This is a genomic window from Paraburkholderia sp. CHISQ3 (assembly GCF_030464945.1).
Lineage (GTDB): Bacteria > Pseudomonadota > Gammaproteobacteria > Burkholderiales > Burkholderiaceae > Paraburkholderia > Paraburkholderia megapolitana.
On the sequence record NZ_JALPRG010000003.1, the window covers coordinates 151,279 to 167,004 of the forward strand.

Sequence of the window (15,726 nt, forward strand, 5' to 3'; positions counted from 1 at the left end):
CGCGGCGAGGTTCGCGTTGCGCGAACTTGATCGATGGGATTCGGCGATGGCGTGGGAGCAATTCGAACATGGCTGGCGGCTTGCACCGGCGAACCTGCCTGCGCAGTCGCTGGTGGTGCTGCTGCACGGCGTGGGCAGCAACGCGCGCGACCTGATGCCGCTCGCCGATCTCTGGCGCGGCGCGTTGCCCGATACGGCGTTCGTGTCGCTGGACGGCAGCGAGCCGTTCGACGGCGGTTTCGGCGGACGTCAGTGGTTCAGCCTGCGGGAGATCGACGCGGCGAATCGCGTGGAGCGTGTCGCGGATGCCTACCCGGCGCTGCTCCGCGTGCTGACCGCCGAACTCGCGCATTGGGGCATTGCTTACGAAAAGCTTGCGCTGGTTGGTTTTTCGCAGGGCTCAATTATGTCGTTGCATCATGTCGCGTCCAATCCGGATGGCGCGGCCGCGGTGGTTGCCTATTCGGGGCGTCTGTCGTCGCCGGTCGGCGTACACAGCAGCACGGCGATCACGCTGATTCACGGCACCGACGACGAAGTCATCCCGGTTCGCGAACTCGAACATGCGGCTACTGCGCTCGAGGATGCGGGCTACACGGTCGACGCGTACGCGCTGTCGGGCGTCGGCCACACGATTTCCGCCGAAGGCGCTGCGCTCGGACGCGATGCGCTGGTGAAGGCGCTGGGTTAAGGGGATTCAGGGGATTCAGGCAGTCGTCATACCGGCTCGCACAGGCGCCTAAAGTTTCTCGCCGGTGCTGCCGTTAGAAGTTATCAACACGAAGCGCAAGAACAGCACGAAAACAGCACCCGACACGCGGGCCTGGACCAGGCCGGACAGTCGTCAACGCGCAGCCGGGGCCGATTATTCGCGCCGCCGCAGACAACGGGCGGCCACACACGCAGAGCCACGCTATGGCCCAACCGACGTCGCACCCACCGCTGTTCAGCCGCCTGTTCCGTCAGAACGTGGCGGTCGACCTCGGCACGGCGAATACGCTGATCTATACCGACGACGGCGGCATCGTGCTCAACCAGCCGTCCGTCGTCTGTTTCCAGAAGCAGGGCGAAGCGCGCCGCGATCATGTCACGGCCGGCGGTACGCCGATCGTGGCCGCTGTCGGCAACGAGGCAAAGCAGATGCTCGGCCGTGCGCCCGGCAATCTCGAAGCGGTCCGGCCGATGCGACACGGCGTCATCGCCGACTTTCCCGCCGCCGAACACATGATCCGGCAGTTCGTGGCGATGGCTCGCCCGCGCCAGCTGTTCGGCCGTCGCGCGACGTTCACGATCTGCGTGCCGGCGGGCGCGACCCAGGTCGAACGGCGCGCGATCAAGGAAGCGGCGGTATCGGCGGGGGCGTGGAAGGTGAGCCTGATCGGCGAATCGCTCGCGTCGGCGGTCGGTGCGGGATTGCCGGTGGCGTCGGCGACTGGATCGATGGTGGTCGATATCGGCGGCGGCACCACCGAGGTCGGTGTGATCGCGCTGGGCGGCGCCGTGTACAGCGGGTCGATCCGCGTCGGCGGCGACCAGTTCGACCAGGCGATCGTCAATCATGTGCGCAGCGTGTATGGCGTGCTGCTCGGCGAGCAGACAGCCGAATACGTGAAGAAAACCATCGGCTCGGCGTTGCGCGACGTACCGCTCGAGCGCATGAACGCGACCGGGCGCAGCGTCGAAGACGGCCTGCCGCGCACGGTCCAGCTAAGCAACCATGACATCGCCGAGGCAATCGTCGCGCCGCTGCGGCAGGTGATCGGCGCGGTGAAAACCGGGCTCGAAAGCGCACCGCCCGAATTGATCACCGATATCGCCGGTAGCGGCATCGTGCTGACCGGCGGCGGCGCGTTGCTCGGCCATCTGGATCGCTGCCTGAGCGAACAGCTTGGTGTCGCCGTGCGGGTGGCCGACGAACCGCTGACGTGTGCTGTCCGCGGAGCAGGCGCGGCGCTCGGCATGGTGGACGCGTTCGCGTTCGATTGAGCAGGCGCTGCGCTACCAAGATCAGGCGATTGCCGGCGCGGGCCGGCAGCATGGTTCGATAAGTGGCCTATGTGACAATAGGCGCTCTTTTCGTTGCCGGCGTTGGCCGCCCGTGTCCGTGAATCAGCCTGTTCCCGCTTCCTCACCATCGTTCGTTTCCCTGCGGAACCGCCTGCGCATGCCTTATGTCAAGGCCGGCGAGGGAGAACTGCTGCTTTTCGTGCACGGCTCGCTCTGCGACTACCGCTACTGGCAGCCGCAACTTGCGGGTCTGTCGGCGCGTTATCGCTGTGTCGCCGTGAGCCTCACGCACTACTGGCCGGTCACCGATACACCCACCGACCTTCCATTCAGCTGGAGCGATCACGCGGACGAGCTGGCCGAATTTATCGAACGATTCGGTGCCGGGCCGGCGCATGTGGTCGGTCATTCGCGCGGTGGCTGTGTGGCGTTTCATTTCGCGAGGCGTCATTCGCAGTGGCTGCGCACACTGACGCTGGCCGATCCGGGCGGTCCACTGCAGATCGCGGGACGCACGCCGGCGAAGCTCCCTGAAACAGCCAATGCGCTGCGCGCAAGGGCTGCACAGTTGATCGAAACGGGCGAGGTGGATGCGGGATTGCAGCTGTTCGTCGACTCGGTGAGCCGGCCGGGTTTCTGGGCGAAGAGCACGACGGCGTTCCGCACGATGGCGACAGACAATGCCCATACGCTCGCACGACAGTTTCGCGATCCGTTGCCGGCCTACACACCGGAGGATGCTGCCGAAATACGCTGCCCGCTGTTGCTGATCGATGGAGAGAAGAGTCCCGACATGTTTCGCCGCACGGCTACGGCGCTGGCAACATGGTGTCCGGATGCGCGCCGCGAGACCGTACGCGGCGCATCGCACGGCATGAATCTGGCACATCCGGCCGCATTCAACCGCTACATCGACACGTTCATTCGCGAGGTGGGTAGCGCGCCCGCCGTCACTGCCGCCGACCGCTAAACCCGGTGGCAGTGCTGGCCGGCGCACACACGTTTCAACGCTTCAACCCTTGCGATGCGCGTCGACGTCGAGCACCTGCTCGGCGGCCTGGCCGACAAGGCCGTTGTAATACAGATGTACACCGATCGCGAGCGAGTCGTTGCGGATTTCCTGGAACGCCCTCCACGCCTTCACCGGGTCTTTGAACAGCAGGTAGTGCGCTTCCTGTGCGACGAGGTGCGCGACCTGGTGCAGCCCGTGGCCATGCAACGCTGCGACGAGCGAGTCGAGACTGCGGTGCGTGCGTGCATCGGTGCGCGGATACAGCATATGCAGTACCGCAACCTTTTTTGGCGCCAGTGCCGCCGATAGCGCGACAACGATATCCTGATGGCTGAGCGCGGTGACGATGCTTTCGTCTTCCTGTTCGCTTTCCGGGAATAATGTTTCGACGGTGAGATTCATCGGGTCCATCCTGTTTTTTCAGCTGATGTTTCGACTTGAGCTTCGACTCGAATTCCGGTTTGAGTGTCAGCCCGGATTTCACTTGATACTGGCTGGTAAAAAAAGCCCGCCGCAGAACGGCGGGCTGAAACGACAATGTGCTTGCGAGGGGAAGCAAAACACGACTTCAGTATGTCAGAGCGGACGCGCCTGTGCAGGCTGCGCCCGGCAAAACACTGTTGCACGCAGTGTGCAGGTTTCATTTTCCCGACATGTCGGGGACATCTTTGACAACGAGTGTTGCGTCGGGCGAGATGGTTTGTTGTGCGCGATCGATCCAATAACCGGACGCGCGCGCCGTAGAATGCATTGCCAACGCGGGTCGGTCCCGGCCCGCATGCGCCGTGACCATCGATGTAACCGACCGGTGCGACACAATCGGTGCAACAAATAAAGGAACGCAGATGAACGATTCGACGACACACGCAACGCTCACGTTTTCCGATGGTAGCGAAGCCATCGATCTGCCGATCTACAAGGGCACGCTCGGCCCGGACGTGATCGACATCCGCAAACTGTACGGCCAGACCGGCAAGTTCACGTACGACCCCGGCTTCATGTCGACGGCGTCGTGCAACTCGGCGATTACGTATATCGATGGGGACAAGGGCGAACTGCTGTACCGCGGCTACCCGATCGATAACCTCGCGCAGAACGCGGACTTCCTCGAAACCTGCTTCCTGCTGCTGACGGGCGAACTGCCGAACCAGCAGCAGAAGGACGAGTTCGTCGAGACCGTCACGAAGCACACGATGGTGCACGAACAGATGCACATCTTCTTCCGCGGCTTCCGGCGCGATGCGCACCCGATGGCGATTCTGGTTGCCGCTGTCGGCGCGCTGTCGGCGTTCTATCACGACTCGCTCGACATCAATAACCCGCGGCATCGCGAGATTTCGGCGACGCGCATGATCGCCAAGCTGCCGACACTCGTCGCAATGGCCTACAAGTACAGCATCGGCCAGCCGTTCGTGTATCCGCAGAACGATCTGTCGTACAGCGCGAACTTCATGCAGATGATGTTCTCGACGCCGGCCGAAGAGTACAAGGTCAACGATGTACTGGTGCGTGCGCTCGACCGTATCCTGATCCTGCATGCGGACCACGAACAGAATGCGTCGACGTCGACGGTGCGGCTGGCGGGTTCGTCGGGTGCGAATCCGTTTGCGTGTATCGCAGCGGGGATTGCATGCCTGTGGGGCCCAGCACACGGCGGCGCGAATGAAGCGGCGCTGAACATGCTCGAAGAAATTGGTTCGGTCGACAAGATCCCCGAGTTCATCAAGCAGGTGAAGGACAAGAACTCGGGTGTGAAGCTGATGGGCTTCGGTCACCGCGTGTACAAGAACTACGATCCGCGTGCGAAGCTGATGCGCGAGACCTGCTACGAAGTGCTGGAAGAACTGGGCCTGCATGACGACCCGCTCTTCAAGCTCGCCATGGAACTCGAAAAGATCGCGCTCGAAGATGACTATTTCGTGTCACGCAAGCTGTATCCGAATGTCGACTTCTACTCCGGCATCGTGCAACGTGCGCTCGGTATCCCGACGTCGATGTTCACGTGCATCTTCGCGATGGCGCGTACTGTCGGCTGGATTGCGCAATGGAACGAGATGATTGCCGATCCGGAACAGAAGATCGGTCGTCCGCGTCAGTTGTTTGTCGGCGAAACGTCGCGCGAAGCGAAGCCGATCGCGCAGCGTTAGGAGCTTGCCTGCACGAGGCGAGCAGGTGGCCTCGTGTGACTGTAGTGGTTCGACTGCCGCGCTCCTGCGCGGCAGTTTCGTTTACGGCATCTCGCGCGCATACGGAACGAAACTCCTCGGCTGGCCTCATACCCTCTACAATCGCAACAAGGCCAACAGCACAGGAGCAAGCTGATGCAGGATCCAGAAGCACTCGGCGGACTGACACACACGGGCGGTGCAACACCGGCCGCACCTGACGCATTCATCGCACCCGAAAACCAGAACACCGCGAGCCCGGCACAGTACGTGCTGAAATCCGGCGACACCTTCATCGTCAACGATGCATTGGGCGACATCACCGGTCGCGACGACGGATTGTTCGTCAACGACACGCGCGTGCTGTCGCAATTGCGGCTCACTTTCGGCGGCCGCGCACCGTCGCTGTTGTCGGGCAGTGTTAGCAGCGACAACGCGGCCTTCACCGCGCACCTGACCAACCGGCCGCTGCCGCCGCTTGGCGGCGACATTACACCGGAAGGTGTGATTCACGTCGAGCGTGTGCGCGTGCTGTCGGGCACGGTGCTCAACGAAGCGATCGAACTCACCAACTACGGCACGAGCGATGCAGTCGTGCCGCTGTCCATTTCGTTCGCCAGCGACTTCCGCGACATGTTCGAAGTGCGCGGCCTGAAGCGCGACAAGCACGGCACGCTCGAGCCGGCTCGTGTCGAGAACGAAGACGTGCTGATCAACTACATCGGGCTCGACGATGTCGAGCGGCGCGTACAGATCGCCTTTTCGCCGAAGCCGGACAACCTGCTTGCCGGACGTGCCGATTACACGGTAAGCCTGCCTGCGCAAGCGTGCGTGTCGATCTACCTGTCGGTGTCGGTACAGGTCAAGGCGTTGACGCAAGCGCAGGCTGACGCGCCGAGCGCGGGTGTCCAGCAGCCGCTGCACTACCTGAGCGGCGCGCACCTGTCGCAGATCGATGCGGCGCGTCCGCGTGTGGGTCGTGCTGCGGTGCGTGCCGGCCTCGTCGATGCGCACCTGGTGATGCGCGAGCGCCGCCGCGCGTCTGCGCACATCCGTTCGAGCAATCCGTTGTTCAACGCGTGGATCGACCGTTCGCTGGCCGACATCGGCCTGCTGACCACCGATCTCCCCTCCGGCCCGTATCCGTACGCCGGCATCCCGTGGTTCTCGACGCCGTTCGGCCGCGATGCGGTCATTACGTCGATGCAAACGCTGTGGCTGCAGCCTTCGCTCGCGGCCGGCGTGCTGCGCTTTCAGGCCGAACACCAGGCGCGCGAGAACTCGGCGTTCCGCGACGCGGCGGTCGGCAAGATTATCCACGAGATGCGCAAGAGCGAGATGGCGGCAACCGGCGAGGTGCCGTTCGCGCAGTACTACGGCGGTGTCGATACGACGCCGCTGTTTATCGGGCTGGCCGGCGCCTATGCGGAACGCACCGGCGATCTCGCGCTGATCGACGAACTGTGGCCTGCGCTCGATCGCGCAGCCGGCTGGGTGAAGGGTGTGTGCGACAAGAACCGTTACGGGCTGCTCGACTATCAGCGCGAATCGGATGGTGGACTCGCGAACCAGGGCTGGAAGGACAGCCACGATTCCGTGTTCCACGCGGACGGTCGTTTCCCCGATGGACCGATCGCACTGGTCGAAGTGCAGGCGTACGCGAGCGCCGCGTTCGACACGATGGCGCATTTCTCGACGCTGCGCGGCCTGACCAGCGATGCCGCCGACTACGCTCAACGCGCGAAGGCAATTCGTGCGTGCGTCGAGGACAAGTACTGGATGGAGGACGCGGGCTTCTACGGCATTGCGCTCGACGGTCATGGCGAGCTGTGCCGCGTGCTTGCGTCGAATGCGGGGCACCTGCTCGCGTTCGGCTTGCCCGAGCGCAGCCGCGGCGAAGCGGTGGCGCGTGCGCTCGAGTCGACGCTGTTCCATACGGGCTGGGGCGTGCGTACGCTCGCCGCGGGGCAACCGCGCTTCAATCCGATGGCGTATCACAATGGTTCGGTCTGGCCGCACGACAACGCGCTGTGTGCTCGCGGCGCGGCGCGCTACGGCGGCAAGGCGACCGCGGTGCGTCTATTGCAGGCGCTGTTTCAGGCCGCGGTGAATTTCGACATGCGCCTGCCCGAGCTGTTCTGCGGTTTCCCGCGTCGTCGTGGCGAACCGCCTACGGCATACCCGGTCGCCTGCTTGCCGCAAGCGTGGGCGGCTGGCTCGCCGTTCATGATGCTCGAAGCATGCCTCGGCGTGACGATCGACGCCGCGCGGCGCGAAGTCCGCATCGAACAGCCGATGCTGCCCGACGGTATCGACTGGCTCGAAGTCGGCGATCTGCGGGTGGGCGACGCGACGGTCACGATCACGTTCCGGCGCGTGGCGGGGAAGGTGGTGGCGTCGGCGGAGCAGGGGGATGTGCGGGTCGTGGCGTTGTTGTAAGCGGGCGGTCTGCTGCGGCGAGAACGTCTGCTGGATGCCACGCGAAAGCCCGTGCCGGGTGCACAAACCCGCACGGGCGCCGGTGGTAACATTTGTTGTCAACCATCATCGCCGGTACACCGCATGCCAGACAGCTTCGACGAGCTTGCCGTTCTGATCCGCACACGTTTTGCCGAACTGAGTCCGCAGTTTCAGATGGGTGCGGCATTCCTGCTCGATCATCCGGATGAAGTCGCGGTGTCGTCGATGCGCAAGGTGGCCGAGCGGGCGCAGGTGCAGCCTGCATCGCTCGTGCGGTTGTCGCAGCAACTTGGTTTTCCGGGCTGGAACGAGTTGCGCGAGTTGTTCGTTGCGCGTGTGCGCACGCGGCCTGAGCGCCTCACCAGCAAGGCGCGTTCGCTCGTCAAGACCAGTGCAAAAGACGCGCTCGCACACGATCTGCTCGTTGCCCAGCAGCACAATCTCGAACTGACGGCCGCGCACAACGCGCGCACGACTGTCGAAGCGGCGCGTCTGCTGCGGCGCGCATCGCACGTGCATGTGGCCGGTTTTCGTTCGTGCTATTCGGTTGCATTCGGACTGGTATATGGATACCGGCTGTTTCGTTCGTCGGTGTCGCTGCTCAATGGCGAAGCGGGCACGCTCGAATTGCAATTGCACGGTATCCAGCGCGACAGCGCGACCGTCGTCGTCAGTTTCGCGCCTTATTCCGCCGAAGCGGCACGCGTGGCCGAGGCTGCGCGGGAGAAGGGCAGCCGGTTGATCGCGATCACCGACAGCGCGGTGTCGCCGATTGCACTGCATGCCGACAAAGTGCTGATCTTTTCACACGACAGTCCGTCGTTTTTCCCTTCGCTAGTCGCAGCGACCGCGATTGCCGAATCGCTGGTTGCGCATCTGCTGGCGCTCGAAGGCGCGCGCGGTGTCGAGCAGATCGAAAAAGCCGAGCACGCGTTTCATTCGAAGGGCGCTTACCTCTCCTGAAGCTATTCGCGCGGATTGATCCGCAGTGGATAGCGACACCTCATTTGACAACAAACGTTGTGCAGATGTATAAATACACATCGTGTGGTGATTCAAGATGAGGAGTGCCATGTCCACCGTATTTCACCGTACGCCGAAGAAGACGCTGCCGGTCGCCGTGACCGGCGACGGCATCGAGATCGTCGATGCTACCGGCAAGCGTTATATCGACGCATGCGGCGGTGCCGCCGTGTCGTGCCTTGGGCACAGCAACGCGCGCGTGATCGAGGCGATCGGGCGGCAATCGCAGCAATTGCCGTACGCGCACACATCGTTCTTCACGACCGAACCGGCCGAAGCGTTGGCGGACCGCCTGGTCGCCGCGGCACCGCAAGGGCTCGAGCATGTGTACTTCGTATCCGGCGGTTCGGAGGCCATCGAAGCGGCGTTGAAACTCGCGCGTCAGTACTTCGTCGAGACGGGCCAGCCGCAACGACGACATTTCATCGCGCGTCGGCAGAGCTATCACGGCAACACGCTCGGGGCACTCGCAATAGGCGGCAACGCGTGGCGGCGTGAGCCGTTTCTGCCGCTGCTGATCGAGACGCATCATGTGAGCCCCTGCTACGCGTACCGTGGGCGGCTCACAGACGAAACCGACGCAGCCTATGCCCAGCGCCTCGCGGACGAGCTCGAACAGAAAATCCTCGCACTCGGCCCCGACACGGTGGCTGCCTTCGTCGCGGAGACCGTGGTCGGTGCCACGGCTGGCGCAGTGCCGCCGGTGCGCGACTATTTCCGCAAGATCCGCGCGGTGTGCGACCGCTACGGCGTGCTGCTGATCCTCGACGAAATCATGTCGGGCATGGGGCGCACCGGCCATCTCTATGCGTGCGACGAAGACGGTGTCGCGCCCGATCTGCTGACCATCGCAAAGGGGCTCGGCGCCGGTTATCAACCGATCGGAGCAACGCTCGTGAGCGCGAAGATCTACGACGCGATTGTCGGCGGCAGCGGGTTCTTCCAGCATGGCCACACATATATCGGTCATGCGACCGCGTGTGCGGCGGCGCTCGAAGTGCAGAACGTGATCGCCGAAGACAACCTGCTCGCGAACGTGCAGGCACGCGGCGAGCAATTGCGCGCGCAACTACGTGCGCATTATGCGCAGCATCCGCATATCGGCGACGTGCGTGGCCGCGGGCTGTTCGTCGGTATCGAACTGGTGCGGGACCGGACGACGAAAACACCGTTCGATCCGGCGCTGAAACTGCATGCGGCGGTCCGCAACGAGTCGTTCAATCGCGGGCTGATGGTTTATCCGATGGGCGGCACCGTGGACGGCAAGATCGGCGATCATGTGCTGCTTGCACCGCCGTTCATCTGTACGGCGAGCGATATCGACAGAATCGTCGAGCGCCTGACCGATGCGATCGATGCGGCGCTGCCGGCGTCCTGAACCTCCCTCACGAGCCTCGCTATGACCGATCGTCTTCCGCACTTCGATGCCGCCGCCGCAACGCCAGAACAGAAAACCGTGCTCGACGAAATCCTGTCCGGGCCGCGCGGCAATCTGAACGGCCCGTTTCTCGGCTGGATTCGCAGCCCTGAACTTGCACAGCATGCGCAACGCCTTGGCGCATTCTGCCGGTATCAAACGGGGTTGCCGTTACGCCTGTCGGAACTCGCGATCCTCGTGACAGCCGCACGCTGGCAAGCGCAGGCCGAGTGGTACATCCACTATCCGATCGCGCTGCAGGCCGGTGTGCGGGAAGAGGATGCACAGGTTTTGCTGCAAGGCAAGCGTCCCGCGTTCGCGGATGCCGACGATGCGCTGATCTACGCATTCGCCAGCGAGCTCTATGACGCGAAGCGCGTGTCCGATGCGACCTATGCGCAAACGGTCGAGCGCTTCGGTCACACGGTGACGATCAATCTGGTCGCGCTGCTCGGCTATTACGCGCTGGTGGCGATGACGCTGAATGTGTTCGATATGCGTGCGCAAGGGCAGGCGACCCTGCCGTTTGCGGAATAGCGTTGGCGGCTTAGAACTCCAGCGTCACCGAGCTGAGTATGCTGAGCGCCGCTTTGCGCTGCGGCGCAACCGTCGGCGTGCTCGAGTAAAGAAACGCGTTGTTCCAGTAGATACCGCGTTTCACCAGGTACGCGTAGCTCACCGATGCGGTCGTGATGCCTCGTGTTGCACCGATGCCTGCTGAATCGGCAAAATCGACGAAGTCGCTACTAATGAAGTTCCGGCCCACCGAAAGCGAAAGCAGGTCGAACGGTCTCGATGCAAAGGTCCCAATTTTGTAGAGAGTCAATCCAACGTCGGACGAGAAAACGTTGACCAGTTGAGAGCCGTAGTCGGCCTTGACGTTGACGTACCACCCCTGAAACGGAAGGCCCGGATTGGGCTGGGTAAGTTGATAGTCGAGAATCCCGTAGAACCCATAGTTGCGATTGGTATAGCTTCCCGAGAGATAAGGCTGGGTATGAATCGAATTCACGGTCGGGAATCCCGATGTGTTGTAGATCGCGCCGGCACGGAACCACACCTTGTTCTGCCCGGCAGCCGGATTTACCTTGTAGCCCACTTCGTCGATAAAGGCTGGTCGACCGCCCCTGACGTAGGGGTTAAGTCCGGACCGGTTGTTGTTCCATTCGTATAGTGGATCGACGGGATCGGCACTCCGCGTGACGCCGAAGTGATTGTAGAAATGTTTGTCGCCAAAGTATGTCGTGATATCCAGGGCCGGGGTTGGCAGCCAGCCCTGAATGCCTGTCGCAAACGGTAGTGTGCTGCTCGGACCCAAAATCGCAGCTCCCGCAATGTCACCAATATTGGTTCCATAAAAAATGGAAGCAGCGTAATAGAAGCCAGCTTGAACGATTACATTATTGTCGTAAAAGGGCAGATAAACGGAAAGCTGGTTGGCCGAAAAACCAGTCTGTCCATTACCGCGAAACGAGTTGTAGTTGAATACCGGTTTGAACGTGAACTGCGAGCCTTGATTGAGGCCAAGCCTGCCGAGATCGTAGGTAAACATCGGCAAGAACGTGCTGTTGTAGGTAGGCTTTTGCCCCGAGTAAAGCTGTTGAGGTGTTCCGCCGTCGCCCCTCAGGTTGTAAGTCACGAGGCCAGCAAGAGAAACGGAAATCCCGATCCCATTCGCGGCCAGTGCCTTGCGCAAACCACCCAGTTCCGGGTCTACCGTTTGACACGGAGACGGAATGGGATCGACGCCGCCGCGAGGAACAAACTGGTCATACTGCTGACAGTCCTGTGCCGCTTGTGCCGCGGCGTCATTCGAATTAGCCAGCGAAAAAAGCATCAGTGCGAGCGTAGGCACCATGCGAGCGCATGTTAATTTATTCAAGTCTCCCCCCATCTATTCTGGAAATTAACGCCGATTCAAGAGGCATTCACTTCATGTATTCGCGAATGATTCGTTCGCGATGAAACTGGTATTCGAACTCGCGTTAAGCCGCGGCACGGCGCCACGACGATGCGAGTACAGGTAGCGACAGCAAGGCGAGTACGGCCATAGCCAGATAGGCTTTTGCCGGCCCAAGCTGCCATAGCCATCCAGAGCCTGCGATCACCGCCGCTAGCGTTGCGCCGAGCAAAACGGCATACAGTCCTTGCGCACTGGGGACCAGGATGTCCTCGACCCGGCTGGCGATCATCAGGACCGGCGCGAGAAGTGCGCCCGCGACGAGGAAGCACTGCAGAATCTGTGCAAAAACGAGCATCGGCAGAGCCGGAGAGGTTGCCATGATTGCCCAGCGCAAGGCGCTAAACAGGGCGCCAATCACCATCATGATGCGCGGGTCGCGCTTGCCGAGTAGCTTCGCACCGAACGTGAAAATAACGATTTCGGACGACACGGAAATCGCATTGAGAATGCCGATCGTGCTTTCGTGAATTCCCGCGCTTTTCCATTGAATCGATCCGAAGCCGGTGATAACGCCGCTGCTACCCATCAAGAGCGAAGCAGTGATCAGGACGGACATCAACGTCCGGTCGCGAAAGATTTCACGCCAGCTGCCACTGCCATGCGACGACTCGTGGACGAGCGTGCTATCGCGTGGCAGCAACGGCAGAATCGCCAGTGGGAATAGCAGCAGGACAGCGATTGCCCACGGAAGCGATTTGATGCCCAGCTTTTCGATGACCCAGCCCGCCAGACCGCTCGAGGCAATCACGGCGATGGAACCCCAGACACGCAGCCGGCCAAAATCCAGCTTGCGACTGCGCACGGTCAGAATCGCATACGCGTCCATGAGCACCGGTATCTGATCCCAGATGATCGAGAAGACAAGGAACAGCGCGAGCCGGCTCCAGTGCGTCGTCGCTTGAGGGAAAAATACGAGAACGACCGCGGCGCTAAATACCGTCAGCGCAATGCCATTACGAACCCGGCCGTGCCGCCCGCACCACGCGGCGAACGGTGCGACGGTCAGGATGCGCAGGATCAATGGGATCGAAATCAACGTGCCGATCTCGGTCGCTGAAGAGCCTGCATCCTTGAGCCATACGGGCATCCAGGCGAAGAAGCCGAAATGGAAGTACAGCGCCAGATAGAGCAGCGAAACACCTGTTGCGAGCTGTCTTCCCGCTATCCGCTCGCTAGGGAGCTGGGTCGTGTGTGCCATCTGTTGCGGTTCCGGAATGGTGGCCGCCATGATTGTCTCCTGCGTCGTGTTTGTACTGCAAATGACATCGATAACATAGTCTATCGAGATACATTGAAATTGGCTCTACGGGTTTGCCCTTGTGACGTAAATTCGTGCCGATCTAGCGTCAATATGGGGGTGATTCGGTGTCATGTGCCGGATTGACGGCTCATTCAGACGTCATTTGGTCCGACAATGCCGGGGTGCTATGATATCGGGACCATGACGTCGGGCAGGCAGGCCAGCTGTCTTATCCCCTCACCAGATTCGAAGCGATATCTCTTCTATGTCGAAGCGCAAGTACGTTTTGGCCGCCCCTAAAGTCAGCGATGTGGCCCATCAACGGCCAACCATGGAAATGGTTGCCGAGCTGGCCGGCGTGTCGAAAATCACCGTGTCCCGCGCGCTGCGGGATAGCGATCTGGTTCGTCCCGAGGTTCGCGAACGGATCGTCGAAGTTGCACGTGAAATTGGCTACCGCCTCAATACGACGGCTCGCAGCCTGCGCACACAGCGCACCCACACGATCGCGGTCGTGATCGAGAAGCTTGTCGACGGTGACCGGCCGGCCACCGACCCGATCCTGCTGCTAGTGTTAGGCAGCCTGCTTGAATCATTGGCGGCGATCGACCACGTCATGCTGGTCACGACGAGCGACCTCTTTCTGGCATCGAACAACGTGTCCGCCGATGGCGTCATCATGCTGGGCCAGGGCGAGCGTGGTGGGCGTGCCGCCGAAGTGGCCGCGTGCGGACTGCCTACCGTGATATGGGGGCATGCCGGCGACACCGGGCTCGCGGTGGTGGGCAGCGACAACCGGAAAGGGGGCGAACTGGCTGCGAGTCATCTGCTGGAGATCGGGCGCAAGCGCTTTGTCTTTCTGGGCAATCCAAAGCATCCGGAAGTGGCGAGCCGTCTCGATGGGGTCCGGGGCGTGCTCGCGGAGAGTTCGGCGATGCTCGTCAAGGCGTCTGCATGTGATTTTTCGCGTCCAGCGGGCCAGCGTGTGGTGGCAGATCTGCTCGACGAAGGCGTGCAATTCGATGCGGTCATCGCGGCGAGCGACCAGATTGCTGCCGGCGCGTGTGACGCGTTGTCTGCGCGTGGAGTTGCGATCCCTGGCGATGTCGCGGTTGTCGGCTACGACGACAGCTCGATTGCCTTGAGCAATATTCCACCGCTTACTTCCATCCGGCAGGATTGGGCGCTTGCCGGACGCGCGCTCGTTGAAGTCGTATTGAGCCTCATCAACAATCGCGAGTCCGAGGTGCCGGGGCCGCTGCCGGTAGAGCTGACCGTGCGGGCCTCGACGATCGGGTAGCGGGCTACTTCAGATGCGTGGCAAAAAAGCGCGCAAGCAGCTCAAACACCTCGCGCGACTCCGGTAACCCGGTATCGACGTGATGCGTGTGCCACAGGCCGTCGAATACAACCAGCTCCGCAGGCACGCCCGCCATATGCAACCGGCGATGCATCGTGAACACCGAGCTCGCCGCAAAGTCGCGCGTACCGGTGACGAGCAGGCTCGGAGGAAAGTGTTCGAATACGGCCCGACGCTCGCCGGGAGTAACTAGCGGGTCGCCAGGATGCGTGCCTGCGAGGTAGGGCAGTACAGGGCGGGGCACAGAGACGCCCTGCGCCGCCATGCCGTTCAGCCAGGGGGCGACGGCCATTGAGTCACCGTCCAGATCCAGGCCGGCTCCATGCAGCATGGCCACCGCGCCGGGTAGGGGCGTGCCGTCCGCAATGAGTCGCGCGATGACCTGGGCGCTCAGCATCGCGCCGGCCGAACTACCGTAAAGGGCGATGCGGGTCGCAGGTCGATCCGCCAGAAGCGCTCGATAGCACGCGACAACATCATCCGTTGCGACAGGAAACAGGTGCTCGGGCGCCAGTCGATAGTCCACTGCGATAACCGTGCAGCCGGATACGGCAGCGACGGGGATGGCTTCGACCAAAGCGCCATCGCCGCTGCCCCACATAAACGCGCCGCCATGCAGGCAGATCAGGCGATGCCCGTTATCGGGTTGCCCGAGAGGCGATACGACATCGACAGGCACACCGTTCAGCACCTGTCGTTCCACGCTGGTGGGGAAGAGCTGTTTTGCGAGTTCGACGCGAGCGTGATTGATCGTGTCGTAGTGCGCGCGAGTCGACTCAATGTCGCCCGGTGGCGCGACGATTCCGGCCACATTCGCTGCAAAGTGCGATTGCGCTTCCTGACTGACCCAGCTGGCTAGTGCCGGCGGTTGCATGCTTTTATCCTCGGGTATGGCGTATGACATCGATATCAATTCTCTCGCTGGATGTTCGATAAATTTGCGTGCAGGCATCAGACCATGCTTTGCCTAGTTTGACAATAGCGGGAAACAGGGAGTTTATCGACGCATCATTGCAGCGGTGAGCCTTCAGTCTGGCCTTGACTTCTTAAAATGACATCGATACCATTTCGTGCAACAT

General features: G+C 61.9%; 13 protein-coding genes. 9 read left to right on the forward strand and 4 right to left on the reverse strand.

Annotation, left to right across the window (positions count from 1 at the left end; all coding sequences use genetic code 11):
* The first annotated feature begins 46 nt into the window (after positions 1 to 46).
* The 3 genes from M0D65_RS07795 (at position 47) to M0D65_RS07805 (ending at position 2,977) form a co-directional block, all read left to right on the forward strand.
* Positions 47 to 691 carry an alpha/beta hydrolase gene (locus M0D65_RS07795; protein WP_266252152.1) on the forward strand — a complete coding sequence of 215 codons (645 nt, stop codon included), beginning with the start codon at positions 47 to 49 and terminating at the stop codon, positions 689 to 691.
* Between the two features lie 224 nt (positions 692 to 915).
* Positions 916 to 1,986, forward strand: a complete 1,071-nt coding sequence (locus M0D65_RS07800) for a rod shape-determining protein (RefSeq protein ID WP_091007128.1) — start codon at positions 916 to 918, stop codon at positions 1,984 to 1,986.
* Positions 1,987 to 2,164: 178 nt separating this feature from the next.
* A complete protein-coding gene (locus tag M0D65_RS07805) occupies positions 2,165 to 2,977 on the forward strand; it encodes an alpha/beta fold hydrolase (protein WP_266252153.1) in 813 nt (270 codons plus the stop codon).
* A gap of 42 nt (positions 2,978 to 3,019) precedes the next feature.
* Here the strand turns inward: M0D65_RS07805 and M0D65_RS07810 are convergent, their stop codons facing one another.
* Positions 3,020 to 3,421: a hypothetical protein gene (locus M0D65_RS07810; RefSeq protein ID WP_091007124.1), complete on the reverse strand. Its 402-nt coding sequence runs from the start codon at positions 3,419 to 3,421 to the stop codon at positions 3,020 to 3,022.
* Between the two features lie 443 nt (positions 3,422 to 3,864).
* Between M0D65_RS07810 and gltA the strand changes: the two genes are divergently transcribed.
* From gltA to M0D65_RS07835, 5 genes are all read left to right on the forward strand, one after another.
* Entirely contained in the window at positions 3,865 to 5,166 is a 1,302-nt protein-coding gene (gene gltA / locus M0D65_RS07815; RefSeq protein WP_266252154.1) for a citrate synthase, read from the forward strand.
* A gap of 174 nt (positions 5,167 to 5,340) precedes the next feature.
* Positions 5,341 to 7,623, forward strand: coding sequence for an amylo-alpha-1,6-glucosidase (locus M0D65_RS07820; protein WP_091007121.1), 2,283 nt, complete (start codon positions 5,341 to 5,343; stop codon positions 7,621 to 7,623).
* A gap of 123 nt (positions 7,624 to 7,746) precedes the next feature.
* Entirely contained in the window at positions 7,747 to 8,607 is an 861-nt protein-coding gene (locus tag M0D65_RS07825; protein ID WP_266252155.1) for a MurR/RpiR family transcriptional regulator, read from the forward strand.
* A gap of 109 nt (positions 8,608 to 8,716) precedes the next feature.
* A complete protein-coding gene (locus M0D65_RS07830) occupies positions 8,717 to 10,045 on the forward strand; it encodes an aspartate aminotransferase family protein (protein ID WP_266252156.1) in 1,329 nt (442 codons plus the stop codon).
* Positions 10,046 to 10,066: 21 nt separating this feature from the next.
* Complete coding sequence (locus M0D65_RS07835) at positions 10,067 to 10,621, forward strand: carboxymuconolactone decarboxylase family protein (protein ID WP_266252157.1); 555 nt, start codon at positions 10,067 to 10,069, stop codon at positions 10,619 to 10,621.
* A gap of 10 nt (positions 10,622 to 10,631) precedes the next feature.
* Here the strand turns inward: M0D65_RS07835 and M0D65_RS07840 are convergent, their stop codons facing one another.
* Both M0D65_RS07840 and M0D65_RS07845 read right to left on the reverse strand, forming a co-directional pair.
* On the reverse strand, positions 10,632 to 11,942 hold the full coding sequence (locus M0D65_RS07840) for a carbohydrate porin (protein ID WP_266252158.1): 1,311 nt from the start codon (positions 11,940 to 11,942) through the stop codon (positions 10,632 to 10,634).
* Positions 11,943 to 12,069: 127 nt separating this feature from the next.
* The gene (locus M0D65_RS07845; RefSeq protein ID WP_266252159.1) at positions 12,070 to 13,275 is read right to left on the reverse strand and encodes an MFS transporter; all 1,206 of its coding nucleotides are present in this window, start codon (positions 13,273 to 13,275) and stop codon (positions 12,070 to 12,072) included.
* 343 nt (positions 13,276 to 13,618) lie between these two features.
* Here M0D65_RS07845 and M0D65_RS07850 point away from each other — a divergent pair, with 343 nt between their 5' ends.
* Positions 13,619 to 14,587, forward strand: a complete 969-nt coding sequence (locus M0D65_RS07850; RefSeq protein WP_266252160.1) for a substrate-binding domain-containing protein — start codon at positions 13,619 to 13,621, stop codon at positions 14,585 to 14,587.
* Between the two features lie 4 nt (positions 14,588 to 14,591).
* Here M0D65_RS07850 and M0D65_RS07855 read toward each other — a convergent pair whose 3' ends face one another.
* On the reverse strand, positions 14,592 to 15,521 hold the full coding sequence (locus M0D65_RS07855; protein ID WP_266252161.1) for an alpha/beta hydrolase: 930 nt from the start codon (positions 15,519 to 15,521) through the stop codon (positions 14,592 to 14,594).
* Positions 15,522 to 15,726: the final 205 nt, after the last annotated feature.